Here is a 24,658-nt window from a genome sequence, read left to right on the forward strand (position 1 = left end):
GTGGCACCCTGGGTTCAGCGCCCGTGCCGTGAAAAAGGTGTTGCGAAGCGTTAACCCCGCACCATGCCAATGGTCCCATTGTGTATAACGTTTGTGAATCCTGCCGCGGATCGCGCCGGTGCGTGTGCTTAGCTTTCTGGATGATGATTCCTGCAGCGCCCCTGGGCCAAGCCAAGGGGCAGGCGGTGCCCGGAACCGTGGAGTGGGATGGGGCCGTCAACGCGTGGCACGTGGCCGGGGACGTGTTCCGCATGGGACGGCGGGAGTGGCTCACCGAGTCCGGCTGGCGGCAGGTGCACCGCCGGGGCATCCGGACCGTCATCGACCTCCGCAACGAAGCCGAAATCCGGCGTCGGGAGACCGATCCGCCGGTGCGGGCTGAGGCCCTGGCCGGTTTCGACGTCGTGCTGGCCCCCACCGAAGACCCGGACAACCGCGAATTCCGCGAGCTCTGCGTGCCGTACCTCAACGACCCCTCCTGTTATGCGGACAACGCCAGGCTGTTCCCGCACCTGCTGGCCCGGGTCTTCAAGGCGGTGGCCGCCGCGGAGGGCGGTGTGGTCATCCATTGCTCCGCGGGGCGGGACCGGAGCGGCATGATCGCCGCGATGCTCCAGGACCTCGCCGGTGACAGCGACGAGGCCATTGTGAGCAGCTACCAGCGCTCCATGCGGGGCATCAACGAGCACCTCCGGCACGCCGCCGTCCCGCATCCCCACGAGCGTTTCTTGCCTGAGAACGTGCTGGTGCCCCTGCTGGAATCCCGGGGCAAGAGCCTGCTGCAATTTGTCCGCTCCCTCAACACCGCGGACTACCTCTTCCGCCACGGCGTGACGACCCCGGAACTCGCGGCCATCCTCGGAAAGCTCGGCCGATAGGGTGGGCGCAGTTAGGGTAGGCCAGTGAAGACTCCGAAGTTCCAGCCGATGGTGCGGGCCGCCGCTGCCCTCGCGATTGCGCTTGCCGGTACCGTGCCTGCCTTTGCGCTGACCGCGGTCCCGGCCATGGCCGAAGCCAACGCCCCCGCCCCAGTCCCTGCAGACCCGGCGCCGGCTGCGTCGGCGATCGCGACGCCGGTTTCGACGCCGGTTCCGATGCCGGATGCGTCTGCGTCTGCGGTCCCGGCGCCGGCAGCTTCGGCGGCTGACGCGCCTTTGGCCGGTTCTTCTCCGGTGCCGTCCGCGACGCCGATCAGCGATGCCGGCCTCGCCGAGGCCGTGCGGCGGGACCTTGGCATGACCCTCGCGGAATTCGACGCCGCCGGTGCGCTTGCCCGCCGGGCCGCCGACGCCGCGCCCTCCCTGCGTGCGCTTCCCGGCTATATGGGGATCAGCCTCGCCGGCGGCAAGATCGCGGTTGAAGGCAGCGGCGCCGAACTCCAGGCCCGCGTGGCCGAACTGAACGCGTCCGGCCCGGCCGACTTCCTGCTTGCCGCCCCCGCGGCCGCCGCCGCTGTCCCGTCAGCCGCGGACCTGCTGGCCTCCAGCACCCAGCAACTGTTCGAGGCCTATGTCCGCGAGGTCGGGGCCGCCGGGCTGCAGGCTGTCACCTACACAGACGGCCACTTTGTCATCCGCACCGGCGGCACCAACACGGCGCAGTCCGTTCCGGCTGCCGACGCCCTTCCCGCCGCAGTTCCCGCCGCTGCTGTTCCCGCCTCCGGCACGGGTGTGCAGCCGGCGAAAGCTCCGGGCCCGGTGCCGAAGATGTCCGCGGCCGAATTCGTGGCCCGCTACGCCAACGTGACGCTGGAACAAGGATCCCGGATCACCACCGAGGAAGACTACTTTGGCGGCCAGGGCTACATCGTTGACGGCCAAGCCCTGTGCTCGGCCGGGTTTGGGGCCTTCAGCCCCGCGGGCGAGCCTTTGGTCCTGACCGCCGGGCACTGCGCCGGTGACGGCTCCGCGAAGCAGGCCGAGATCGAAAATCCGGCAGGGGCGCCAGCGGCCGGGGGTGCAGGTTCTGGCGCGGCCGCCGGGATCCTGGGCACCTTCGGGTTCAGCCAGTTCGGCGGCACCGGCAATTCCAAAGTTGCGCCGGACGGCACCAACGTCGGCACGGACATCGCCGTCCTCCACGGCATCAGGAGCGGCCTGGACCTCCAGCCCGCCGTCACCCGATGGGACAAGCCCGCCGACCCGGGGCCGACGTCCGTGAAGATTGTGGGAACAGTGGCTCCTTTCCAGGGCCAGCCCGTGTGCCGGTCCGGCCGGACCACCGGGTGGAGATGCGGCACGGTGGACTCGGTCGGCATCTGGGCCATGGTTGGGCCAAATTCACTACCGCCCGATTATGACAACGATCTCCGGGCGGTCCGGGGCTTCGACTCAACGTCCGTCACCTCCGGCGGCGGGGACTCCGGCGGCCCGTGGATCAGCGGGAACTTCGCCGTCGGGCTGCACACGGGGGCGGAAAGTACCGATCAGGGCGTCCAGACGCGGGCCATCGCGACCAGCCTCGAGGACGCCATGGGCCAGGTCCCCGGCGGTGTCCAGCTGCAACTGTTCCTGGCCAAGCCAGCGCTCGCTGCGGCCTCCAACGGAACCGTCACGGCCGGTGAACCGATTACCGGGCACATCGATGCCGGTCCGGCCTCCGTGGTGGCTCCGAATTCCAAGGTCCGCATCACCGTCCTGAACCAGAAACCAGGCCAGACCTCAGGCCAGAAGGACGGCCAGCCCCTGGAAGTACCGGTCGACGCGTCGGGAAACTGGCAGCTCCCTGCACCGCCGTTGGCCGGGCCCTTCAAGTTCTCGGCTGAGACCGTGAACGGCTTCAGCGGCTCCGGCGCCGTCGCCCTGTCCGTCGATGTCTCCCGCCTCGCGGCTCCGGCCATCACCTCACCGGTGGACGGCCAGCCGGACGGCCCGGGACTCACCGCCATCGAAACCATCGAGGGCACCGGAGAAGCCGGAGGCACGGTGCGGCTCTCCGGCGACTTCACCGGGACCGGGCTCGTCGACGCAGACGGCCGCTGGAGCATCAACGTGGCCGATCAGCCGGTCTTCGGAAAAATTTCGGTCACGGCAGTGCTCACGGCCCCCGGAGAAATGGACAGTCCCGCGGCGACCCGCACCTACACCGTCATTCCGCCGGCTCCGGCGGTGTCGAACCTCAGGGACGGCCAACACCTGCGCCAGGACGCCCTGCCAGCCACCATCTTTGGCACGGCCCTTCGAGGTGCCGGCGTGGCCGTGGCTGTGGACGGGGTGGCCTTGGACTCCGTGCAGGCCGGTTCCGGTTCCGGAGCGGGCAATGCCGCGCTCGAGCCCGGGACCGCGCAGACCTTGGCCGGCAGTGCCCGGTGGAGTGTCGCGTTCCCTGCGGAACTGGCCGCCGGTGCGCACACCTTGACCGTGACGCAAAGCATTGACGGCGCCGCATCGCCGCCGGCCGCCGTGGCGTTCAGCGTCGACGCCGCGCCCGTTTCCGGGGAAACTCCGGCCGGGCCGCCAGCCGGGACAACGGGATCCGTGCAGCCGGCAACGCCTGGCCAGCCGGCGGTCCCGCAACAGCCCGCCAACCCGGCCGGGGCTCCCGCCGGACCGGTCAAACCGGTGCAAGCTCCCGCCCCGCCGTCGGACACCTCCGTCACTATGGGCGGCACAGCACCGGACAACACGGCACCAGGCAACACGGCACCAGGCAACACGTCGGGCACCACAGGCCAGCTAGCGAGCACGGGCGCAGGCGGGCTCCTGCCCTTGGCGGGTCTCGGCGCCGGTGTCCTGCTGCTCGGCGCGGCCTTCGTGGCGTTCGGCCGGCGCCGGGCGGTGCGTTAGCCGGGGGCTTCAAGCCCGGGCTCGCCGGAAAGCCGCGGGGTCGCCGTACGGCTACGGCGACCCCGCAAGTTTTGGGCGAATCCGGGCGTTCGGGAGGAAACAGCGAGCCGCGGGTTACTGGAAGTCAGCCAGCCAGAGATCCGGGCCGAAAACCTCGTACTGAATGTCCTTGGCGGGGACGCCACCGGCAATCAAGGCGCTCCGAACCGACTTCAGGAACGGCAGGGGGCCGCAGAGGTAGTACTCGGCGTCGTCGGGGAGTTCGACGTCGCTGACGTCCATGAAACCGGAGAGCACGGAACCGGACGCCCCGCCGGTCTCGCGCGCCCCGCCGGTCTCGCGCGCCTCGCCGGTTTCGCCCGCTTCACCGGTCCCCGCTGTCTCCGCGGGAGCCAGGAACCACGTCTTCAGGGTCCCGTCCGCGAGTTTCGCGAGATCGTCCGTGACCTGCGCGCGGAGCGGGAAGGATGCCTCGCTGTCGTCGGCATGCAGCAGCATCACCTGGCGTCGTGAACCGGACTGCACCAGGTGGGAGAGCATCCCGGCCATGGGCGTGATGCCGATTCCCGCGCTGGCCATGACCAGGGGCCTGTCCGTGTACTCCAGCACAACGTCGCCGAACGGAGCCGAGAGCACCACCTCGTCGCCTACCTTCACGTCATTGTGGAGCAGACTGGACATCTCGCCGTCGGGAGTCGGAAGCCCGTGGACCCTCTTGACGGCGAACTGCCGGTGCTGCCCGTCGTCGGCCTTGGTCAGGCTGTATTGCCGGGGCTGCTGTACGCCGTCGGGCATGGTCATCTTGAGGGTCACGTACTGCCCGGGCAGGGACGGCTTGACGTCCCGCTCGTCGATCCGTTCGACGACGAACGAGACGACGTCGGCGGTCTCCTGGATCCGCTGCACCACCCGCCACGTCCGCCAAATGGTCTCGGGGGAGAGGTGCACTGCGTTGTACAGCCCGCGCTCCTTGTTGATAAGCAGGTTCGCCATCAGCCAGTAGACCTCGTCCCAGGCGGCGGCGACCTCGGGAGTGACGGCATCGCCCAGAACATCCACGATCGCCCACATGAGGTGGTCGTGGACAATTTGGTACTGGTCCGGGCTTAGTCCCAGCGAGACGTGTTTGTGGGCCACCCGGGAGAGCAGATGGTCCGGCACCTGGTCCGGTTTCTCCACGAGCATGCCGGCGAAAGCCGCGATGGATCCGGCGAGCGCCTGCTGCTGGCGGCCGTCCGCCTGGTTTCCCCGGTTGAAGAGCCCGTCCAGGAGATCCGGCTGCGCCTCGAACATATGTTTGTAGAAGCGCTTGGCGATTTCCTCGATGTGCTCACCGACTACGGGCAGCGTTGCCTGAATGACGGGAAGTGAGGTGTCTGAGAGCATGGTGGATCCCTTCCGGTGAGACCGGTGATACCCGGCGGTGCCGGGCGACTCAGCACTTCCAAGCTAACAGCCGCGGCACCGTGCCTTCCGGGCCGATCGGCCCTACAGCGGGGGCGGGGTCCGGTGTAGGCGGGTGCTCAGGCCCTCGGCCCGAGTTCGCCGGAAAGCTCCCGGGTCGCCGGAAAGATACGGCGAACCCGCACGGTTCCGGCGACTCCGAGGGTCGGGGCAGAAGTCAGGCCTTGCGGTCCAGCAGCAGGTTGGTGATCCGCAGCGTGCAGATTCGCTGGCCGGTCTCGTTCGTGATCAGCACCTCGTGGGTGGTCAGTGTGCCGCCCAGATGGATAGGGGTGGCCGTGATCGTGATCAGTCCCTCGCGGGCCGACTTGTGGTGCGTGGCCGAGACGTCGACGCCCACCGCCGTCTTGCCCAGGGTGCTGGCGTGGATGACGGCGGCCCAGGACCCCACGGCCTCGCCCACGGCCAGTGAGGCGCCGCCGTGCAGGAGCCCGAACGACTGCCGGTTGCCCTCCACCGGCATGGTCGCGACCACGCGGTCCACTGACTCCTCGACGATCTTCACGCCCATCTTCTCATCGAGTTCCCCCAGGGTGATTTTCCACAACTCGGTGCTGCCGGTCTCGGGCGTCATAGCGTCTCCTTTGTTGCCGGCCGCCGGGTCCCGGACGGTCGGTGCCGCCGCGGCTAGTGTGCGGCAGGCCTCATTCATGTACTGTAGATCATATTACCGAACGGACGGTCAGTAATGTTCCGGCCGTGTTGATCTTGCTCCCCCGTTGGAAGGACCCGTCAACGATGACCACCACAGCCGCACCCGCAGTAGACACTGTCGAGATCGTTCCCAGTTTCATCCGGGGTTCCTGGTGGACTCCCGACGACGCCGCCGCCGCCGGCGCGGCGCCGGTACTGGACGCCAGCACCGGCGAGCTTCTGGCGAAGGTGAGCACCGAGGGACTCGACCTCGCCGCCGTCGTGGATTACGGCCGCACCACCGGCCAGACGGAACTTGGCACGCTGACCTTCCACCAGCGCGCGCTCAAGCTCAAGGAACTGGCGCAGTACCTCAATGGCCGCCGCGAGGAGTTCTACGCGCTCTCGGCGCAGACCGGCGCCACCAAGATCGACTCCATGATCGACATCGACGGCGGCATCGGCGTCCTGTTCACCTTCGGGTCCAAGGGCCGCCGGGAGCTGCCCAACTCCCAGGTGGTGGTGGATGGCCCCATGGAGGTGCTGTCCCGCGACGGCTCGTTCGCCGGTGAGCACATCTACACCCGCATCCCCGGCGTCGCCGTGCAGATTAACGCCTTCAACTTCCCGGTCTGGGGCATGCTGGAGAAGCTTGCCCCGGCCTTCCTCGCCGGCGTCCCCACCATCGTCAAGCCCGCCACCCCCACCGGGTACGTGGCCGCCGCCGTGGTCAAGGCGATCGACGAATCCGGCATCCTGCCCACCGGCTCGCTGCAGCTGATTTCCGGCTCGGTCCGCACGCTGCTGGACCACCTGGACTACCGCGACCTCGTGGCCTTCACCGGCTCCGCGTCGACCGCCAACACGCTCAAGTCGCACCCCAATGTGGTCAAGGGCGGGGTCCGCTTCACGTCCGAGACCGACTCCCTGAATGCCGCGATCCTGGGCCCGGATGCGGTCAAGGGCACACCGGAATTCGACGCCTTCATCAAGTCCCTCGTCACCGAGATGACCGCCAAGGCCGGCCAGAAATGCACCTCGATCCGCCGCGCGATCGTGCCGCAGGAACTCGTCGCCGACGTCACCGCCGCCGTGGGGGACCGCATCCGCGAACGCGTCGTGCTCGGTGATCCCCGCGCCGAGGGCGTCACCATGGGCGCCCTGGCCTCCCTCGAGCAGCTCGCCGACGTGCGCGCCGCCGTACAGTCCATGCTCGACGCCGGCGGGGAGCTCGCCTACGGCACGCTCGACGCGCCCAAGGTCACCAGCGCGGACGGCAGCATCGGCGTCGTCGACGGCGGCGCCTTCATGTCCCCGGTCCTGCTGAGCTGGGCCAACCCGGAAGCCGAGGAGGTCCACTCGCTCGAGGCATTCGGCCCGGTGTCCTCGGTGATCGGCTACACGGACCTGGCCGATGCCGTCCGCCTCGCCGCCCGCGGCGGCGGCTCGCTGGTCGCCACGGTCTGCACGAACGATCCCGCCGTGGCCCAGCAGCTGGTCACCGGCATCGCGGCCCACCACGGCCGCGTGCTCATGCTCAACCGCGAGGACGCCCGCAGCTCCACCGGCCACGGCTCCCCGGTCCCGCACCTGGTCCACGGCGGTCCCGGCCGCGCCGGCGGCGGCGAAGAGCTCGGCGGGATCCGCTCGGTGATGCACCACATGCAGCGCACCGCCATCCAGGGCTCGCCGAACATGCTCACCGCCGTCACCGGGCTCTGGCACACCGGAGCGGACCGCAACTTCACGCTCGAGACCGAGGGCCAGCACCCGTTCCGGAAATCCCTCGCCACCCTGCACATCGGCGACGCCATCCGCTCGGAGCTGCGCGAGGTCTCGTTGGAGGAAATCACCAAGTTCGCGAACTCCACCGGCGACACCTTCTACGCCCACACCAACCAGGAAGCTGCCGCGGCCAACCCCTTCTTCCCGGGCATCGTGGCGCACGGCTACCTTCTGCTCAGCTGGGCCGCCGGCCTGTTCGTGGAGCCTGCACCGGGCCCGGTCCTGGCCAACTACGGCTTGGAGAACCTGCGGTTCATCACCCCGGTGGCCGCGGGCGATTCCATCCGCGTGACCCTGACGGCCAAGAAGATCACCCCGCGCGAGACCGACGAGTACGGCGAGGTGGCCTGGGACGCCGTCCTGACCAACCAGAACGACGAAATCGTCGCGACTTACGACGTCCTGACCCTCGTCGAGAAGTAGCCTCACCCGACGCTCCCTCACGTCCTGCGGGTCCAGCGCGGACGCTCCCTCACTAGTGCGGGAGCGTCCGCTGTTGTTCTGCCGCGAGTGGGGGAGCGTTGCTTGTTCGGAGGCACAATTTGTAGGGGCTTTCGACCCCGCTCCGGCGTAAAATCTTGCTCGTAGGAGGTGGCGAAATGACCCTAGTACTCAATAAAGCCACAACAGTCCTGCCAGTTGATGATGCAGAGCGTGCCCGGCATTTCTACGCGGACACTTTGGGGCTCCCGCACCGTGGCGTGGCAGATGACGGAAGCGAATTGTTCGGCTCAGAAGGCGGTCCAATGCTGCAGCTGATGCCAGTCAAGGATGGAATGCATTCAGAGCACACCACCCTGAGCTTCGAAGTCAGCGAGATCGAGCGCACGGTCCAGGAAATGGAAGCCAAGGGCGTCATGTTCCAGGACTACGATCGCCCGGACCTCAAGACCGAGAACCATATTTGTACAACGGATTCAGAGAAGTGCGCCTGGTTCATGGACTCCGAGCACAATGTTCTGTGCGTGCACGAGAACATCACCACGGCAGCTGATTACCAGCTCTAAACGGCGGGCAACGGCGGATTTTCGGGCGCTCCGGCTCAGCGGGGCGCCCTTTTCTGTTGCCCGCCGTCATCCAGGGCGCCTCGCCGCCTTCCGGTGGCGCGGGCTGGTCAGCTTCCGTTGTACTCGTCGTCGGTGATGTGCTCGCCCCACGTGGTGGTCGTCGCTGCGTCCTCGCCGTTCTGGAGCATGGCGATATGTTCCATGAAGCAGCCAGGGGCGGCCGCGTGCCAGTGCTCCTCGCCGGGCGGCGTGTAGAGCGTCTGGCCGGGGTGGACTTCGACGATCTTGCCGTCCCGGGTTCCGAACCGGCCAACACCCTGGGTGACGCGGAGGTACTGGCCGTGTTCGTGGGAGTGCCAGGCGGTGCGGGCCCCGGGCGCAAAACGGACGGTCGCGACCACCATCGTCTGATCCGGCTCGTGCGGGAGCGCGATCGGATCGAGCCAGACGTCGCCGGCGAACCGGGCCGGCGGGTTCTTCGCAGTGGGGACAGTGGGTTCGATGTTCATGGTGATCCTTACTCGCTCTCGGTGAAGAGTCGCTTGGCGACGCCCATGGCGGCCATGCCCTTGGGCCAGCCTGCGTAGAGCGTGACATGGGTGATGGCTTCGATGAGTTCTTCCCGGGTGACGCCGTTCTCGAGGGCGCGGCCAAGGTGGAAGCCGAGCTGTTCGGTGTTGCCGCCGGCGGTGAGTACGGCGACGGTGATGAGGCTGCGGTCACGGGCCGGAAGCTCCGGGCGGTTCCAGACGTCCGCGAACAGGACGTCGTCGGTGAGCTCGGCGAGCTTCGGGGCGAAGTCTCCGAACATGTTCCGGCCTCCGCCGATCTGTTGGGGTTGGTCAGTCATGATTTTCCTTCTTTCAGTGGAAACTGGAATTGCTGCACAGGGCTTCATGCAGGGCTTCAACCGCCTCGTTGGTCACAGTTGTTTGCGTCGCCGCGCCAGGGGCGTGAGTTCGTTGGCGCCATAGCTGTTGTCGTCCGGGTTGACGGTAACGCCGGGTGCGACGAGCTGGTCGATGCGGTCCAGCACGTCGCTGGCCAAGGTGATGTCCGCGGCGGGCAGGTAAGACTCGAGCTGTTCCATGGTGCGCGGTCCCACGATGGCGGCCGTGACGCCGGGGTGGTTGATCACGAAGGCGATGGCCAGTTCGATGAGCGTCAGCCCGGCTTGTTCAGCGAGGCGGGCGAGTTCTTCTACGATGTCGAGCTTGCGCTGGTTGGCCGGGCTCGTCATGTCGAACCGGGCGTTCGGCCGCGCGGTTGAGGTGGGCGCGGAGGCTGCGTTTTTACGCCAGCGCCCGGAGAGCCAGCCGCCGCTGAGCGGGCTGTAGGTCAGGGTGCCCATACCGTGGCGCTGCACCGTGGGAAGGATGTCCTCCTCGATACCGCGGACCAGGATCGAGTACGGCGGCTGCTCGGTGACAAACCGCTCGAGGTTGCGTTCCCGGGATGCCCATTGGGCTTCCACGATCTGCGACCCGGAATACGACGAGGAGCCGACGTACCGCACCTTCCCTTGGCGGACCAGGTCGGTGAGGGCGCCGAGAGTCGCCTCGACGTCGGTATCCGGGCTGGGCCGGTGCACCTGGTAGAGGTCGATGTAATCGGTGTTCAAGCGGCGAAGGGAGTCTTCGACCGCCCGCATGATCCAGCGGCGGGATCCACCCCGCTGGTTGGGTTCGTCCTCGCTCATGGGCATGAAGAACTTCGTGGCGAGGAACACGTCCTCACGCCGGCCTTCCAGTGCCTGCCCGACGATTTCCTCGGATCCCCCGCCGGAGTAGACATCGGCGGTGTCGATGAAGTTGATTCCCGCGTCGAGGGCGCGGTGGATGATTCGAATGGAGTCCGCGGTGTCATTGTTGCCCCAGGGGCCGAACATCATCGCGCCGAGGCATAAGGGACTGACCCGCACGCCGGTGCGGCCAAGGGGACGGTATTCCATGATGGTGCCTTCTCTCTGTCTCAGGCTTCGGGGATGACCATGGCGAAGCGTTCTTCGCGGGCCTCGTCGGGATCCGGTCCGTTGCGCACGCCGGTGTCGAGTGCGTCGATGGCGGCGAGTTCGTCGGCGCCGAGTTCGAAGTCGAAGACGTCGAAGTTCTCCGCGATGCGTGCGGGGTTGGTCGACTTCGGGATGGCTGAGCGGCCCTGCTGCAGGTGCCAGCGGATCATGATCTGGGCGGGGCTTTTTCCGTGTGTTTGTCCGATGCCGGTGATAGTCGGGTCTTCCATCACGTTCCTGCGCTTCTCGCCCCATCCGGGGTAAAAAGTGATGCCTCCGATCGGTGACCACGCCTGGGTAAGGATGCCGTGTTCGGTGTCCTTTGCCTGGACGGCGGGCTGGGCGAAGTACGGGTGCAGCTCAATCTGGTTCACCGCCGGGACGACGTCTGTGGCCGCCAGCAACTGCACCAGGTGGTGCGGCATGAAGTTGCTGACACCGATCGCCCGGACGCGCCCGTCAGCAAGCAGGGTCTCCAGTGCCTTGTACGCGCCGACAGTTCTTTCGAAGCGGTCGGGGGCGGGCTGATGCAGGATGAACAGGTCCAGGTAGTCGACGCCCAGCTTGCCAACAGCCTTCTCCCAGGCGTGCAGCGTCTGGTCGTACCCGTAGTCGCTGACCCAGACTTTGGTCTCGATGAACACGTCGGAACGGTCCAGGCCCGAGTTGCGGATGCCCTCACCGACCTCCCGCTCGTTGCCGTACGCCGCGGCAGTGTCGATGTGCCGGTAGCCGGCCGCCAGCGCCGTTTCGACGGCCGCCGTCGTTTGCTCCGGTGCGCTTTGGAAGACGCCCAGTCCGAGGGCGGGCATCGTGACGCCGTTATTGAGAGTAAGTTCCATGTTCATGCCTTTCACGGTATTCAGGTGTGCGGGATTGTGGGAGGGCACGTGAGTACCCCCTTTTCGGATGTTGACAGGTCAGCGGGCGGCCTCGGCCAGGGGTGCGGGTGCGGCCCCGAGCGGTGTCCGGGCCCGGCGGGCGGCCAGATCAGCGGGCAGAATGAGGGCCGCGGTGACAGCCAGGGCCAGGAGCAGGAGGACACTGCCCGTGGTGAGGGCAGCGCTGACCTGCGTGGCCAGGTGCGCTGCGGCAGCGCCGGCGGCCGGGACAGTGGCTGCGGCCGCGACCGCGATGCCCAGCCCGAGGCAGGTGGCCGCGGAGGCCCAGCCAGCGTCGGCGGTGTTGATGATGCCGAACACGAGCGCGCCGACACCCAGGGTCGCGCTGAGCGCGCCGAACAGGTCGAAGCGGCCGCGGGCCCTGCCGGTTTCCGGGAGGAACCGCGGAGCGAGTGCGATCATCGCGGCGCCGATGGGCACGTTGACGAAGAACCCGGCACGCCAGGAGATCCAGTGCGCCAGCGCCCCGCCGATGACCAGTCCCAGGCTGGCACCCATCCCTGCGGTGGCGCCGTATAACGCCACGGCCCGCGTGCGCTCACGGCCTTCCGGGAAGCTCGCCGTGAGCAGGGACAGGGAGGCGGGCGCGACGATCGCCGCCCCGATGCCCTGGATCGCCCGGCCGGCGATCGCCCACCAGCCCGCCGGGGCCAGCCCGATCAGCAGGGACGCGACCGAGAACACCACCAGCCCGAACACGAAGACACGCCGGCGGCCGAGGAGGTCGCCGGCCCGGGCGCCGAGAAGCAGCAGGCCGCCGAAGACCAGCGTGTACGCGTCCTGGACCCAGGAAAGCTCCCCGGTACCCAGCTGGAGATCGGCCTGCAGGCTCGGCAGGGCCGTGAAGATGACCGAGTTGTCCAGCAGGATCATGAAGTAGCTGGCGAGGATGATCGCCAGGATCGCCGCCGGGCGGCCAGTAGCTGCGGGTTCAGGATTCATGTTTTCCATGGAACCGTGATTTCTCAACGGCGGGGAGTCACGGACGTTCCGGGTAATGCCAGTGCCTCCCTCGTCGCATAGGCCGCGGGTAGCGTGGAGGCCATGACACACAGCGACGACGTGCGGAAGTTCCTGACCTCCCGCCGTGCCAGGATCACGCCAGAGGAGGCCGGCCTCCCGGTCTACGGCGGAAACCGCCGCGTTACCGGGCTGCGCCGCGAGGAAGTCGCGATGCTCGCCGGGATGAGCATCGATTACTACATACGCCTTGAGCGCGGAAACCTCTCCGGCGCCTCGGACAGCGTCCTTGAAGCCCTCTGCCGGGCACTGAAGCTTGACGACGCCGAGACGGCCCACCTTTTTGACCTGGCCCGCGCGGCCACGGCCGCTCCCCGGGTGCGGCGAAAGCGCAGCCCGCAGACGGTGCGGCCGAGCGTGCAACGCGTCATTGATGCGATCACGACGGCGCCGGCCTGGGTCCGCAACGACCGCGGGGATGTCCTTGCCGCCAACGAACTCGGCCGTGCCCTCTACCTGGACATGATGGCTGAGCAGGTGACTCCGCCGAACAGTGCACGGTTCACCTTCCTGAACCCGAAAGCGCGGGAGTTCTTCGCCGATTGGGAACGCAGCGCGGACGACATCGTCGCGGTCCTGAGGTCCACCGCCGGGAAAAACCCCTACGACAGGGACCTCTCGGACCTGGTCGGAGAGCTTTCGACCCGCAGCGAGGAGTTCCGCACCCGGTGGGCGAGGCACGACGTGAAGTACCACCGCACCGGCCGCAAACGGCTCCACCACCCGATCGTGGGGGACCTGGACCTGAGCTTCGAGGCACTGGAACTGCCCGCGGACCCGGGGCTGCGCATCAACGTCTACACGGCAGATCCCGGGACACCCTCCGAGGACGCCCTGAAAGTCCTCGCCAGCTGGGCCGCCACCCAGCGCGAGACGGCAGCGGCCGCAGTCAGGGAGAAGAAATGACCGACCGTTCCTGCGCCGCGCTCATTGTTGGCGCCAACCTGTCAATGCCCGGGTCCGGTGACGATCTTCTTTCGTTCGGATTCGTGCGCGCCGCCCTTCTTCGCCAGCGTTGAGCACGCCTCCTCGATATCCCGGGCGAGCGTGTCGACGTGCTCGCGGCTCATCGTTTCCTTGACCAGCGCACGCATGATCGTCACGTTCTGGGCGTTCGGCGGCAGGGTGTAGGCCGGCACCATCCAGCCGCGTTCGGCCGAGAGCTGCCAGGCAATGTCGAACTCGTCGTACCCGGGGTCGGCGGCGAGCCGGAACGCAACCAGGGGAAGTTGCTCCTCGTCGGGGCCGATGATCTCGAACCGGCCCATGGCCTCCAACTTCTCGGCGAGGGCGCGGGCGTTGGTCTGCATGTTCTGCATGATGTAGGTGTAGCCGGTGCGGCCGTAGCGCACGAAGTTGTAGTACTGGGCGAGAACCATCGACGAGCCGGTGGAGAAGTTCAGGGTGAACGTCGAGTCGGTCTTGCCGAGGTAGTTCTCCTCAAAAACAAGGTCCTTGGCCAGGTCGGCCTTCTCCCGGAAGATCAGCCAGCCGATGCCGGGATAGACCAGTCCGAACTTGTGTCCGGAGACATTGATCGAGCGGACCTGCTCGAGCCGGAAGTCCCACTTGGAGTCCGGGTACAGGAAGGGCCAGACAAACCCCCCACTGGCCCCGTCCACGTGCAGCGGCACATCAAGGCCCCGCTCACCCTTGATCCGGACCAGCAGGTCGTTGATGCCGGCGATGTCGTCTTTGTGCCCGGTGAACGTCGTGCCCAGCACGGCTGCGACGCCGATGGTGTTCTCATCGATATGGGCCTCCACGTCCTCCGGGCCGATCGTGTACTTCCCCGGCTGCAGGGGCACGATCCGCGGCTCGACGTCGAAGTAGCGGCAGAACTTCTCCCACACAACATGCACGTCGCCGCCGAACACCAGGTTAGGGCTCGACGTCGATGCGCCGGCGGCCTCGCGGCGTTTGCGCCAGTTCCACTTCAGGGACAGGCCGCCGAGCATGATCGCCTCGGACGATCCCTGGGTCCGGGCGCCCGTCGTCTCGCCGGGCGCGTGGAAAAGGTCTGCAAGCATCCGAATGCAGCGCTGCTCGATTTCGGCCGTGCGGGGATATTCGGCGTGGTCGATGAAATTGCGGTGCAGGTTCGCTGCGATGATCTGCTGGGCCTGCGGCTCCATCCATGTCGTTACGAAGGTGGCCAGGTTCCGGGCCGGATCACCCTCCAGCGCCAGGTCCTCCGACACCAGCCGCAAAGCGTCCTCAGCAGGAATGCCGGTCTCCGGGAACTCCCGGCTCGGAACCTCCTGGGTGACAAATCGGTTGCCGAACAGTGCCACGTCGGCGTCCGCCGGCTGGGAATTTATTGACATCACTTCTCCTCACGAGACTGTTGAAAGGGGGTTACGGATGAGCTCCCCGGTCCGCGGGAACCGAGACGGCGGCGGATTCTGGACTCAGCATCAGAATCGCGCCGGTGAGGAAGCACAGGGCTCCTACGAGGGTGCCGAGAGTGGCCAGGTCGGCGTTCCAGACATCGCCGCTCGACGGTATGACAAAGGCCGCCAGAGCCGAGACGCCGAACGCAACAGAGCCGGCCAGGTTGATCACGCCGATTTTCCACACCCGGGGCCTGGGCCTGCCGGCAATGGCGCGACCGGCATCCCGCAACGCCACACCGCTGGCAACGAGGAAGGCGACTGAACCCAGCGCATCGGGTCGCCACACCCGCTGCTCGGTCAGCGCCACACTGAGATTGACCCGCAATGCGTTTCCCGTACTCCAGTTGAACCACAGCGTGCCGGCAAGTTGAACTGCGCAGGCGAGCCAGCCGAGATTCCGTGGCGCCCACACCCAAAACCAGTGGCGGCGCTTGGCCCCCAGGAACGGGAGGGCGTCAACGGCTTCGCGGTACTGCAGGAACGACGCACTGGTGAAGAACAGCGAACCGACGAAGAAGGTGATCGCGCACAAGCGCAATCCCACGGCCTCGGCGTATGACGGAACCGCCCCCAAGGCGAACAGACTCGAGCCAATGATGAACAACCACGCGATCCACCGGTCCCGTCCGGTCGAACCTCCCGCGCTCGACATCTCACTTGCATGGCCGGACTTCGAGTCAGCCCGATGGCGGACCTTCCCGCCAGCGTCAGGCGCCACGGGCCCTTTCGGGCCCGGGACCGGGAGCACGTTGGAGATCACGAAGGCCACCGCCACAGCCACCACCACCTGCGGTGTTACCGCCACACCGTCCACTCCCAGCAGCAGCGTGGCCAGCAGGGTCGACGTCAACGGCAGCCGCAGCATGGCTGCGCACATGGCTCCCATGCCCATGCCGAGTCCTGCCGCGAGATTCATTCCGGGCAACCCGCTCGCGACAATACCGAGCGCCGCACCGATGAACATCGAAGGGAACACGGGCCCACCACGAAATGCGCTCAGCGAGAGCCCGTAGGCAAAGGCCTTACAAGAGATCAGCAGGAGGAGCGCCGAAAGCGAGTAGTCCGTGGCGTGTTCGACCAGATCCGGAAGGGCGTCCTGCCCCGAGAACAAGACCTGCGTGAAGCTGTTCCCAGAGATCAACTGGTAGGCCATCGCGGCAAGACCGATCAGCAGGCCGAGCCCAGAGGTCACCAATATCCGGTTCAGGTGCACGACCGGACGAAGCGAGAGCCCGACCCAGCGGATCAACCATCCCAACAGCGCGCCGACGACGCCCATGATCACCGCCCAGCCCAGCGTCGCCAGGGTCGGCGGCACCGCAGGCGGCACGACGGGCAGCGCCAGCGAGAAGCTGCCCAGCCCGGTCCAGCCGTCCAGGCCGACGAACACCAGCGCCCCGACGCCGGAAGCGAGCAGTCCGGGCAGGGCCATCAGGCTCAGCGTCATTCCCCCGATCCCGGCGGCCTCCATGATCAGGAATGCACCGAGCACGGGGGATCCGAGCAGGGTACTGATCGCTGCGAAGCTGCCGGCCGACGCCATGATCGTCAGGGCCATCGGCGGAGCGTCCTTCTTCGCCAGGTGCACCGCCAACGCCCCGAGGCCGCCACCGATCGCGATCAGCGGACCCTCCGGCCCGAGCACCGCACCCAGGCTGAGCGTGGTCAGTGCCGCGAGAATAATGCCCACGAGCTCCCGGCCGCTGGGCGGACCGCCGCCCGTCTTGAAGCCGAAAGCCGGTGAGTGGCCCGCGGTTCCCGGCAGATACCGTATGGTCGACGCCGTCAACAGCCCACACAGCACCAACCAGGGAACCGGCCACCAGGCAGGAACGGGACTCCCGAGGACTTGTTCCGGCAGGCCTACGAAGACGTACTGCTGGACCACCGCGACCAAAGCGAGAAAGCCGTACGCAATGACCGAGATGGGAACGCCCAAGACCGCAGCCAGCACGAGCGCAGAGATGTACGCCCTGGAACGAATGACGACGGCCGGATCGAAACTGGGCGGCGATGCGGCAGGCTCGCTCATTCCCGGCAACCCGGCGCGGCTGTGACGATTCGGGTGACCCCGAATGTCCTTTTTCCAACTCGGGGTGGCGTGCCCGTCCGGCAACACCGCGGGTCACCGATGATCAACGAGCAGAACATCATCCCTCCTCCTTCCGCCAGACGGCGGGAGCCTTTAGCGAGGTCTCACAAGCGATAGAGGTGGTCCTTCAGATGTTCTCCAAGCTAACCCTTCCAGTGGGGGGCGGTCGTCACCCAATGCGGGTGAAAGAGAACCAAAGCGCTGCGGTTCACACCCCAGGTGCCCCCGGTGCCCCCGCTCCGTCCGGGCGTGACCACGGCGTGACCGGGCGCTCCTGCCGGACGCCGTCCACCGTGATGTCCACTCTCTCATTGAAGAAACTGACAAGTCCGTGGATCTGGGCGGCGTCGAGGAGCCGCCGGTCATAGCTCCACGCGACGTTCCTGCCCTGCCCGGAAGCAGGGTAGCTCCAGTAGCTCGCCTGGCCCTTGTACGGGCAGATGGTCCGTTTGGGGCTCTCTTCCATCAGATCCAGCCGCACATCCGACGGCGGAATGTAGTAGCGCACCGGCAGCATGGTTTCGTAGAGCAGCTGCGCGCCGTTCGTCGCGGCGAGCGTGACGCCGTCGAGCCCTACCTCAACGGTGAGCGAGGACGCCCGGATGTCCACACGGTGGAACGGATCACGTGGGTGGCCGATGATCTCCTCGTCGTCCTCGAGCCAGTCGAAGGCGTTGAAATCCAGCACCACGTAGCCGGCGAGGTCGGGGTCCGCCGGCCGGAAGGCGGCGCGGGGCAGCCTCGCATGGGGGGTGACGACGTCGAGCTCCTCACCGGCCGCCGTGTGCCTGCCGAACCCCGTGCGCGGATCCAGTGCCCGCGGCCCCTCCCGGCTCACTCTGAAGCCGTGTTCCGGGACATCGCCCGCCTGCTGCCCCGGCGGCGCCAGTTCGGCCCGGAGGTCGCCTTCGGAAACTGCGTAGATGGGGGTGATGCGTTTGGGCTCCCACACCAAGAGCGCACCCAGAGTGTCGACGACGGCACGCCCGCCCACCATGGCACGGACCCTTTTTGCGGTGGGCTGGTAACGCAAATCGGGGAACGTGCTGAAGAGGACGTCAGATATCTTCGTGGCCATGACTACAGGGTGGGCGTCCGTTATCCTGCCGTCAACGACTGTCCCGGCCACCCGCCGGCCGGCGGGCGGTCAGCGGGGGACGTGTAGGCCGTGGAACGCCATGGTGATGACGTCGTCGGCCAGCTTCTCCGGGGACAGCGAGCCGCCCGGCTTGTACCACTCGACGATCGAGTTGATGGTGCCGAACAGCAGCCGGGTGACGGTGCGGGGGTCAATGTCCTGGCGGAGCGAGCCCTCATCCCGGGCCTCGGAAATCAGTGCGGCGACCTTGTGGTCGAAGGTGCGGCGCCGTTCCAATGCATCCCGCTCGATCTCCGTGTTCCCGCGCAGGCGCAGCAGCAGCGTCACGAAGGGCAGCCGCTCCACCAGCACCGAGATGGTCTGGCGGACCACGAACTCCAGCCGGGCATCGGCCGAACCGGAGGTTGCCCCGGGCTGGTCCAGGATCGCCTCGAGCCCGCCCAGGGCGTGGTCCAGGGCTAGCTTCAGCAGGTCACCCTTGGACGGGACGTGGTGGTAGATCGCGGACTTGGAGATGCCCAGGTTCTCAGCAAGGATACCCATCGAGGTGGCATCGTAGCCGTGGCGGTTGAAGACGTCGACGGCGATGACCAGCACCGACTGCTGGTCATAGCCGGGGCGGCCGCGCTTGGTGGTGGTTGCTGTGCTGGGCATAGTGGCTAGTTTCTCACGATCTGGTGCTCACTCAGCCCTTGGGGCGCATGTCGTAGATCCGGCGCAGCTTGCCGTTGGACCGCTCCAGCGAGCCGGGGTCGACGACGTCGACGGTGCAGGAGGAACCGACGTGGATCTTGATCTGCTGCTGCAGGGCCTTGGCAGCCGCCGCCGCGCCCTCGACGCTGACGGCGTCGCGGCGCTCGATCTTGACGGTCATCTGGTCCATCCGATGGCCCTCGGGCCGGGTCAGTTCCAGCTGGAAGTGCGGGCTGAGCTCGGGGATGCGCAGGGCGATCTCCTCGATTTGGGACGGGAACAGGTTCACCCCGCGCAGGATGATCATGTCGTCGCTGCGGCCGGTGATGCGGCCCATGCGGCGGTGTGCCGGCCGTGCGGTGCCGGGCAGGAGCCGCGTGAGGTCCTTGGTGCGGTACCGGATGATCGGCAGGGCTTCCTTCGTGAGCGAGGTGAACACCAGCTCACCGGGTTCGCCGTCGCCCAGCACCACGGTGGGGTCGAAGGCGTCGATGATCTCGGGCCGGAAGTGGTCCTCCCAGATGTGGCTGCCGTCCTGCGTTTCCACGGCTTCGCCGGCGACGCCCGGGCCCATGACCTCGGAGAGGCCGTAGATGTCGCAGGCCTTGAGGTTCATGGTCGTCTCGAGCTCGTGCCGCATTTCCTCGGTCCACGGCTCGGCGCCCAGGACCGCGTACTTCAGCGACGTGGAGGCCGGGTCGATGCCCTGCTTGATCATGGCGTCGGCAATGGTCAGCAGGTAGGTGGGGGTGGCCAGGATGGCGTCGGGCTTGAAGTCCTGGATGAGGGTGATCTGGCGCTCGGTCTGGCCGCCGGAGATCGGGATGACGGTGCAGCCGAGGGCCTCGGCGCCGGCGTGGGCGCCCATGCCGCCGGTGAACAACCCGTAGCCGTAGGCGTTGTGGACCTTCATGCCGGGCCGGACGCCGGAGGCGCGCAGCGAGCGGGCCACAAGCTTGGCCCAGTCGGCGAGGTCCTTCTTCGTGTAGCCCACCACGGTGGCGCGGCCCGTCGTGCCGGAGCTGGCATGGATCCGCGCTACCTCGTTCTGCGGCACGGCGAACATGCCGAAGGGGTACTCGAGGCGCAGGTCCTCCTTGGTGGTGAAGGGGAACTTGCCGAGGTCGGAGAGTTCACGCAGGTCCGCCGGGTGGACGCCGGCCTCATCGAACTTGCGCTTGTACAGGGGGACGCGGTCATAGGCATAGGCCACCGTGTGCTGCAGGCGGCTGAGCTGAAGGGCCTCGAGCTCGTCGCGGGAGATGGTCTCCTCGCGGTCCAGGACAGCGTCGGTAGTGGCGGCGGCAGTTTCTTGGGTCATCAGTGGTTCCCTGTTTCTATTTCTTGGAGATGGTGCGGCTGCGGCCGCGGAACTCGGCGATGAGTTCCCACGTAGGGGCGTCGGTAGCGGTATCGGTGGGGAGCTGGCCCGGAAGGGTTGCTGCGGGGGCCGCGCCGGCCGGTGCCGCCGCCGGGAGGCCCGCGCCAGAGTCGGCGGCGTAGATCTGGATGTCGTACAGCCCGCTGCGTCCGGTGCTGGCGCGGCGGTTCGCGACGGCGGTCAGCACCTGTCCGCGGAAGGCGGGCTTCAGGAAGTTGATGTCGACGCCGGCAGCAACCGTGATGTTGGAGTCCTCGCCCGGGAGCGGGTTGGCCGGGTTACAGGCGAGGGCGAAGGCGGTGTCGCCGAAGGCGAAGATCATTCCGCCGTGGGCCATGCCGAAGCCGTTGAGCATTTCCTGCCGGAGCGTCATGCGGATCGTGGCATGCCCGTCGTCCAGCGCCAGGACTTCGATGCCCATCCATTCCGAGGCGTAGTCGTCTTTCAGGATGGGGTGGGTGCCCCCGGAAACCGTCAGTTCAGCCATGCGTCGTTGCCTCCAGCTTTATTTACCGAATGTTCATTAGGTAATCCCATGTGGGTGCCCGCTGTCAAGGGGTGTAAGTATGCTGGGACACATGGCCAAAGGAATTTACGTCAGCGCGACCACCCCGGGCTCCGGCAAGTCCCTCATAGCGCTGGGGCTGGCGGACACCCTCCACCGGCACGCGGACCGGATCGGCTTCTTCAAGCCTGTGGTTCACGGCAACGACGCCGCGGCGGACCCGATGGTGGCGCTGATGAAGGCCCGGTTCGATCTTGATGACCAGCGCTGCCGCGGCGGCCTGACGTTTGCCGAGGTCCGCGGGCTGCTGGCCGAGGGAAGCAGGGCCGAGATCGACGCCCGCTGCGTGGAGATCTTCGCCGAAATGTCCCGCCACTGCGACGTGGTGATTGTGGAGGGGACGGACCTCACCGGCCAGGATGCCGCCGTCGAATTCGACCTCAACGCTCGCCTCGCGAACAACCTGGCCGCCTCGATCGTCGCCGTGGTGGGCGCGAAGGGGCGGACCGTCGCGGAGGCTGCCGACGCCGTCGAGGTTGCCCGCAAGGAACTGGCGGCGGAACGCTGCAGCCTCCTGGCCATCATGGTGAACCGCGCCGACCCGGAGGACGTGGACGGGATCGTCGCCGCCGTGAAGCCCGGCGCGTCCGGCCGCCCCGTCTACGTCTTCCCCGAGCTGGACGACATCGCACGGCCCACCACCGGGGAGGTGGCCTCGGCCCTCGGGATCCGCCAGGTGGCCGGCCGGCAGGACATGGAACGCGACGTCCATTCCATTAAGGTGGCGGCGATGAACGTGGCCAACTTCCTGCACGTGCTCGACGACGGCGCCCTCGTGATCGTCCCGGGTGACCGTGCGGATGTGATGGTCGCGTGCCTCGCGTCGTCGTTCTCGCCCGAGTTTCCGGTGCCGTCGGCGCTCATCCTCACCGGCGGCCTGGCCCCGGACCCCAACATCTACTCGCTGCTGGCGCAGGCACCATTCCCCGTGTTCGCGGCCCCGGACGATACCTACACCACCGCCAAACGGGTGTCCGAGGTCCGCAGCGAGATCTGGTCGGGGCACCGCCGCAAGGTGGCCTCGGCCGTGGGGCTGTGGGCTAAGCGCGTGGACGAGGCCGAGCTGGTGGAGCGGCTGCACCTGCCGCGGCTGGAGCGGATGACGCCGCTGCGGTTCCTGCACGATCTCATTGAGCGGGCCCGGCTGCAGCGCCGGCACATTGTCCTGCCCGAGGGGAACGACGTGCGGATCCTGCGGGCCGCCGAAATTCTGCACCGGCGGGACGTCTGCGACCTCACGATCCTGGGCAATGAGTCGGCGGTCCGGGAGCTGGCGTCCACCCAGGGCATCGACCTCTCCGGCATGAGCATCGTGGACCCCGCGACGTCGGAGCTGCGCCAGCAGTTTGCCCAGAAGTACGCGGAGCTGCGGGCGCACAAGGGCGTGGACCTGGCCCGGGCGCTGGAAGTCATGCTCGACGGCAGCTACTTCGGCACCATGATGGTGCAGCTCGGCGTGGTGGACGGCATGGTGTCCGGCGCCGCGCACACCACGGCTCACACCATCCGGCCCGCGCTGGAGTTCGTCAAGACCCGGGACGGCGTAAAAATCGTCTCCTCGGTGTTCCTGATGCTGATGCCGGACCGGGTGCTGGTCTACGGCGACTGCGCGGTCAACCCTGACCCGAACGCGGAGCAGCTGGCGGATATCGCGCTGGCCTCAGCCGAGACCGCAGCCCAGTTCGGCGTGGAGCCGCGGGTGGCCATGCTGTCCTACTCCACCGGCGGATCCGGGACCGGGGAAGCAGTGGACAAAGTCCGGCAGGCCACCGAAGTCGTGAAGGACCGCCGGCCGGATCTCGCCGTTGAAGGCCCCATCCAGTACGACGCCGCCGTCGACGCCGCCATCGCCGCGTCCAAGATGCCGGGCTCGTCCGTGGCAGGGCAGGCGACCGTGTTCATCTTCCCGGACCTGAACACCGGCAACAACACCTACAAGGCAGTGCAGCAGTCCTCGGGTGCGGTCGCCGTCGGGCCGGTCCTGCAGGGCCTCCGCAAGCCGGTTAACGACCTCTCGCGCGGGTGCACCGTGGAGGACATCGTGAACACGGTGGCCATCACCGCCGTGCAGGCGCAGTCCGTGGAGCCCGCTACCGAGCCGGAACCTGCGGCTGCCCGCGCATAGTCAGCTGTTTTCCGTCAGCTGTTCCGGCTCAGCTGTTTTCCGTCAGCTGTTTTCCGGCTTCGCCGGACTTTCGGGGTCTTCCTCCTTGGCGGGCTCATCGGCCAGGCCCGCCGGCGTGAGATCCAGGTCCTCCAGATTCTCGGGGGCCTCGGGCGCTTCGCCGACCTCGGCGGCCTTGGGGTTTCCTGTGTCGTCCAAGGCCGGGTTCGCGCCGACGACGCCGGTGGGATCCGGTTTACCGGAACCGCTGGCGGGTTCGGTGCCCGCTGGTTCGGTGCCCTCCGGCTGCGTCGCGTCGTCAGTCATGGAAATCCCCCTCGTGAGTTGTCCAGTTGGTCCGCCGACTCTAGGCGCCCGGCCCGGCTTTCGCAACGGACTGGCTTTCGCAACGGATGGGCGCCACTGGCGTTCCGGCAATTTGGTCCGGCAATTTATAGTGGATCCCACGGAGCGCTCGGCCAGGCTCCGGCGTGATGCCAGTCCCGGCGCACCCTCGGGTAGCGTCGAAGCCAAGGCTTAGGAGGCCCCATGCTCGTGCTCGTCATCAACTCCGGCTCGTCCTCGCTCAAGTACCAGGTGCGCGACGTCGAGGCCGGCAGCGTGCTCACCGAAGGCCTGATCGAGAAGATCGGCATGGGTGCCGGCGGTGAGGGCGACGGCCAGATCGAGGGCCCGCGCGACCACGCCGAGGCGCTGGAGCAGGTGGACGCGGCCATCCACGACGCCCTGGGGGACCGCGTACTGGATGCCGTCGGCCACCGCGTGGTGCACGGCGGGGAGCGCTTCGCCGAGCCGGTGCTGGTCAACAACGAGATCACCCGGGCCATTGAGCGGCTGAACCCGCTCGCCCCGCTGCACAACCCCGCCAACGTCCTTGGCATCCGCGCGATCTCGAAGAAGTGGCCCGAACTGCCGCAGGTGGCCGTGTTCGACACCGCCTTCCACCGCACCCTGCCCGAGCACGCCTGGCGCTATGCGGTGCCGGACGAGCTCTACACGAACCACGGGATCCGCCGCTACGGCTTCCACGGCACCTCGCACGAATACGTCGCGCACCGGGCGGCGGCGCTGCTGGACGTTCCGGTCGAGGAGTTCGACGCCGTGATCGCCCACCTGGGGAACGGCGCCTCGGTCACCGCGATCCGCGGCGGCCAGTCAATCGACACGTCCATGGGATTCACGCCCCTCGAGGGACTCGTCATGGGCACCCGATCCGGCGACCTCGACCCGTCCATCCTGGTCTTCCTCGGCCGGAACGGATGGTCACCCGAGGACCTGGATTCGATGCTGAACCGGCAGTCCGGGCTCAAAGGCCTGGCCGGCAACAACGACATGCGCTCCGTGGTGGAGGCCGCGGAAGCCGGCGATGCCAAGGCGGCCATGGCCCTGGCGGTCGCCTCCTACCGGCTCGCGAAGTACATCGGCGGCTACCACGTGGCCGTGGGCGGCGCGAAGGCCCTTGTGTTCACGGCCGGAATCGGCGAGAACTCGCACCAGTTCCGGAACCTGGTGGCGCAGCGGCTCGGTGCCCTCGGGGTCGAACTCGACGCCGGGCTGAACCGGGAACGGTCCAGGGAACCCCGCGTCATTTCCACCCCGACATCGGCCCTGCCGGTCCTGGTGGTCCCCACCGACGAGGAACGGGCGATCGCGGAGGCAACGGCCGCCGTCGTCGCGCAGGCCTCCGTTGCTCCGTAGCC

22 protein-coding genes are annotated in these 24,658 nt (G+C 67.6%); 8 read left to right on the plus strand and 14 right to left on the minus strand.

The features are described from left to right. Positions 1–140 precede the first annotated feature (140 nt). Both AC1D0A_RS19620 and AC1D0A_RS19625 read left to right on the plus strand, forming a co-directional pair. Positions 141–878 carry a tyrosine-protein phosphatase gene (locus AC1D0A_RS19620; RefSeq protein WP_476946588.1) on the plus strand — a complete coding sequence of 246 codons (738 nt, stop codon included), beginning with the start codon at positions 141–143 and terminating at the stop codon, positions 876–878. 24 nt (positions 879–902) lie between these two features. Then, positions 903–3,785: a S1 family peptidase gene (locus AC1D0A_RS19625; protein ID WP_476946589.1), complete on the plus strand. Its 2,883-nt coding sequence runs from the start codon at positions 903–905 to the stop codon at positions 3,783–3,785. 114 nt (positions 3,786–3,899) lie between these two features. Here the strand turns inward: AC1D0A_RS19625 and AC1D0A_RS19630 are convergent, their stop codons facing one another. Together AC1D0A_RS19630 and AC1D0A_RS19635 are read right to left on the minus strand one after the other, a co-directional pair. Continuing rightward, positions 3,900–5,171 (minus strand): globin domain-containing protein, encoded by a 1,272-nt coding sequence (locus AC1D0A_RS19630; protein WP_476946590.1) that lies wholly within the window; start codon positions 5,169–5,171, stop codon positions 3,900–3,902. A 235-nt stretch (positions 5,172–5,406) separates the two neighbouring features. Further along, entirely contained in the window at positions 5,407–5,823 is a 417-nt protein-coding gene (locus AC1D0A_RS19635) for a PaaI family thioesterase (protein WP_223913660.1), read from the minus strand. Between the two features lie 164 nt (positions 5,824–5,987). Here AC1D0A_RS19635 and paaZ point away from each other — a divergent pair, with 164 nt between their 5' ends. Then, entirely contained in the window at positions 5,988–8,090 is a 2,103-nt protein-coding gene (paaZ, locus tag AC1D0A_RS19640; protein ID WP_243181924.1) for a phenylacetic acid degradation bifunctional protein PaaZ, read from the plus strand. Between the two features lie 176 nt (positions 8,091–8,266). Continuing rightward, positions 8,267–8,674, plus strand: coding sequence for a VOC family protein (locus AC1D0A_RS19645; protein ID WP_243181923.1), 408 nt, complete (start codon positions 8,267–8,269; stop codon positions 8,672–8,674). 107 nt (positions 8,675–8,781) lie between these two features. Here AC1D0A_RS19645 and AC1D0A_RS19650 read toward each other — a convergent pair whose 3' ends face one another. The 5 genes from AC1D0A_RS19650 to AC1D0A_RS19670 all read right to left on the minus strand — a co-directional run bounded on the left by AC1D0A_RS19650 (position 8,782) and on the right by AC1D0A_RS19670 (position 12,529). Next, positions 8,782–9,183, minus strand: a complete 402-nt coding sequence (locus AC1D0A_RS19650; RefSeq protein WP_476870370.1) for a (R)-mandelonitrile lyase — start codon at positions 9,181–9,183, stop codon at positions 8,782–8,784. Between the two features lie 8 nt (positions 9,184–9,191). Continuing rightward, on the minus strand, positions 9,192–9,524 hold the full coding sequence (locus tag AC1D0A_RS19655) for a carboxymuconolactone decarboxylase family protein (protein ID WP_243181921.1): 333 nt from the start codon (positions 9,522–9,524) through the stop codon (positions 9,192–9,194). Positions 9,525–9,596: 72 nt separating this feature from the next. Beyond that, positions 9,597–10,625, minus strand: coding sequence for an aldo/keto reductase (locus AC1D0A_RS19660; protein ID WP_476946591.1), 1,029 nt, complete (start codon positions 10,623–10,625; stop codon positions 9,597–9,599). Positions 10,626–10,645: 20 nt separating this feature from the next. After that, on the minus strand, positions 10,646–11,527 hold the full coding sequence (locus tag AC1D0A_RS19665) for an aldo/keto reductase (protein ID WP_476946604.1): 882 nt from the start codon (positions 11,525–11,527) through the stop codon (positions 10,646–10,648). A gap of 78 nt (positions 11,528–11,605) precedes the next feature. Then, positions 11,606–12,529 carry an MFS transporter gene (locus AC1D0A_RS19670; RefSeq protein WP_476946592.1) on the minus strand — a complete coding sequence of 308 codons (924 nt, stop codon included), beginning with the start codon at positions 12,527–12,529 and terminating at the stop codon, positions 11,606–11,608. Positions 12,530–12,631: 102 nt separating this feature from the next. Here AC1D0A_RS19670 and AC1D0A_RS19675 point away from each other — a divergent pair, with 102 nt between their 5' ends. Next, positions 12,632–13,513 (plus strand): helix-turn-helix transcriptional regulator, encoded by an 882-nt coding sequence (locus AC1D0A_RS19675; protein WP_243181917.1) that lies wholly within the window; start codon positions 12,632–12,634, stop codon positions 13,511–13,513. Between the two features lie 41 nt (positions 13,514–13,554). On the opposite strand, the gene gad is transcribed toward AC1D0A_RS19675, so the two are convergent. Continuing rightward, positions 13,555–14,934: a glutamate decarboxylase gene (gene gad / locus AC1D0A_RS19680; RefSeq protein WP_476946593.1), complete on the minus strand. Its 1,380-nt coding sequence runs from the start codon at positions 14,932–14,934 to the stop codon at positions 13,555–13,557. Between the two features lie 31 nt (positions 14,935–14,965). Then, complete coding sequence (locus tag AC1D0A_RS19685) at positions 14,966–16,957, minus strand: chloride channel protein (protein ID WP_476946605.1); 1,992 nt, start codon at positions 16,955–16,957, stop codon at positions 14,966–14,968. Here AC1D0A_RS19685 and AC1D0A_RS19690 point away from each other — a divergent pair. After that, positions 16,920–17,060 carry a hypothetical protein gene (locus AC1D0A_RS19690; protein ID WP_476943100.1) on the plus strand — a complete coding sequence of 47 codons (141 nt, stop codon included), beginning with the start codon at positions 16,920–16,922 and terminating at the stop codon, positions 17,058–17,060. The two genes, AC1D0A_RS19685 and AC1D0A_RS19690, sit on opposite strands and share 38 nt — an antisense overlap. 243 nt (positions 17,061–17,303) lie before the next feature. On the opposite strand, the gene AC1D0A_RS19695 is transcribed toward AC1D0A_RS19690, so the two are convergent. From AC1D0A_RS19695 to AC1D0A_RS19710, 4 genes are all read right to left on the minus strand, one after another. Continuing rightward, a complete protein-coding gene (locus AC1D0A_RS19695; protein ID WP_476946594.1) occupies positions 17,304–18,173 on the minus strand; it encodes a DUF427 domain-containing protein in 870 nt (289 codons plus the stop codon). A gap of 69 nt (positions 18,174–18,242) precedes the next feature. Next, entirely contained in the window at positions 18,243–18,848 is a 606-nt protein-coding gene (locus AC1D0A_RS19700; RefSeq protein WP_028276376.1) for a TetR/AcrR family transcriptional regulator, read from the minus strand. A 31-nt stretch (positions 18,849–18,879) separates the two neighbouring features. Continuing rightward, positions 18,880–20,208 carry a phenylacetate--CoA ligase PaaK gene (paaK, locus tag AC1D0A_RS19705; RefSeq protein ID WP_476946595.1) on the minus strand — a complete coding sequence of 443 codons (1,329 nt, stop codon included), beginning with the start codon at positions 20,206–20,208 and terminating at the stop codon, positions 18,880–18,882. A 16-nt stretch (positions 20,209–20,224) separates the two neighbouring features. After that, a complete protein-coding gene (locus AC1D0A_RS19710; RefSeq protein WP_476946596.1) occupies positions 20,225–20,755 on the minus strand; it encodes a hotdog fold thioesterase in 531 nt (176 codons plus the stop codon). 91 nt (positions 20,756–20,846) lie between these two features. Between AC1D0A_RS19710 and pta the strand changes: the two genes are divergently transcribed. After that, a complete protein-coding gene (gene pta, locus AC1D0A_RS19715; RefSeq protein ID WP_476946597.1) occupies positions 20,847–22,958 on the plus strand; it encodes a phosphate acetyltransferase in 2,112 nt (703 codons plus the stop codon). A gap of 42 nt (positions 22,959–23,000) precedes the next feature. Here the strand turns inward: pta and AC1D0A_RS19720 are convergent, their stop codons facing one another. Beyond that, complete coding sequence (locus AC1D0A_RS19720) at positions 23,001–23,264, minus strand: hypothetical protein (protein ID WP_028276372.1); 264 nt, start codon at positions 23,262–23,264, stop codon at positions 23,001–23,003. 222 nt (positions 23,265–23,486) lie between these two features. Between AC1D0A_RS19720 and AC1D0A_RS19725 the strand changes: the two genes are divergently transcribed. After that, positions 23,487–24,656: an acetate kinase gene (locus tag AC1D0A_RS19725; protein ID WP_476946598.1), complete on the plus strand. Its 1,170-nt coding sequence runs from the start codon at positions 23,487–23,489 to the stop codon at positions 24,654–24,656. The last annotated feature ends 2 nt before the right edge of the window (positions 24,657–24,658 follow it).

It is taken from the genome of Arthrobacter sp. P1_D4, assembly GCF_056406115.1.

Coding starts and splice junctions, on each gene's coding strand:
- AC1D0A_RS19720 (WP_028276372.1), bottom strand. CDS start 23,264: ATGACTGACGACGCGACGCAGCCGGAGGGCACCGAACCAGCGGGCACC.
- AC1D0A_RS19630 (WP_476946590.1), bottom strand. CDS start 5,171: ATGCTCTCAGACACCTCACTTCCCGTCATTCAGGCAACGCTGCCCGTA.
- AC1D0A_RS19670 (WP_476946592.1), bottom strand. CDS start 12,529: ATGAATCCTGAACCCGCAGCTACTGGCCGCCCGGCGGCGATCCTGGCG.
- gad (WP_476946593.1), bottom strand. CDS start 14,934: ATGTCAATAAATTCCCAGCCGGCGGACGCCGACGTGGCACTGTTCGGC.
- AC1D0A_RS19660 (WP_476946591.1), bottom strand. CDS start 10,625: ATGGAATACCGTCCCCTTGGCCGCACCGGCGTGCGGGTCAGTCCCTTA.
- AC1D0A_RS19695 (WP_476946594.1), bottom strand. CDS start 18,173: ATGGCCACGAAGATATCTGACGTCCTCTTCAGCACGTTCCCCGATTTG.
- AC1D0A_RS19635 (WP_223913660.1), bottom strand. CDS start 5,823: ATGACGCCCGAGACCGGCAGCACCGAGTTGTGGAAAATCACCCTGGGG.
- AC1D0A_RS19620 (WP_476946588.1), top strand. CDS start 141: ATGATGATTCCTGCAGCGCCCCTGGGCCAAGCCAAGGGGCAGGCGGTG.
- AC1D0A_RS19655 (WP_243181921.1), bottom strand. CDS start 9,524: ATGACTGACCAACCCCAACAGATCGGCGGAGGCCGGAACATGTTCGGA.
- AC1D0A_RS19665 (WP_476946604.1), bottom strand. CDS start 11,527: ATGGAACTTACTCTCAATAACGGCGTCACGATGCCCGCCCTCGGACTG.
- paaK (WP_476946595.1), bottom strand. CDS start 20,208: ATGACCCAAGAAACTGCCGCCGCCACTACCGACGCTGTCCTGGACCGC.
- AC1D0A_RS19650 (WP_476870370.1), bottom strand. CDS start 9,183: ATGAACATCGAACCCACTGTCCCCACTGCGAAGAACCCGCCGGCCCGG.
- pta (WP_476946597.1), top strand. CDS start 20,847: ATGGCCAAAGGAATTTACGTCAGCGCGACCACCCCGGGCTCCGGCAAG.
- AC1D0A_RS19690 (WP_476943100.1), top strand. CDS start 16,920: ATGACCGAGATGGGAACGCCCAAGACCGCAGCCAGCACGAGCGCAGAG.
- AC1D0A_RS19675 (WP_243181917.1), top strand. CDS start 12,632: ATGACACACAGCGACGACGTGCGGAAGTTCCTGACCTCCCGCCGTGCC.
- AC1D0A_RS19645 (WP_243181923.1), top strand. CDS start 8,267: ATGACCCTAGTACTCAATAAAGCCACAACAGTCCTGCCAGTTGATGAT.
- AC1D0A_RS19700 (WP_028276376.1), bottom strand. CDS start 18,848: ATGCCCAGCACAGCAACCACCACCAAGCGCGGCCGCCCCGGCTATGAC.
- AC1D0A_RS19725 (WP_476946598.1), top strand. CDS start 23,487: ATGCTCGTGCTCGTCATCAACTCCGGCTCGTCCTCGCTCAAGTACCAG.
- AC1D0A_RS19710 (WP_476946596.1), bottom strand. CDS start 20,755: ATGGCTGAACTGACGGTTTCCGGGGGCACCCACCCCATCCTGAAAGAC.
- paaZ (WP_243181924.1), top strand. CDS start 5,988: ATGACCACCACAGCCGCACCCGCAGTAGACACTGTCGAGATCGTTCCC.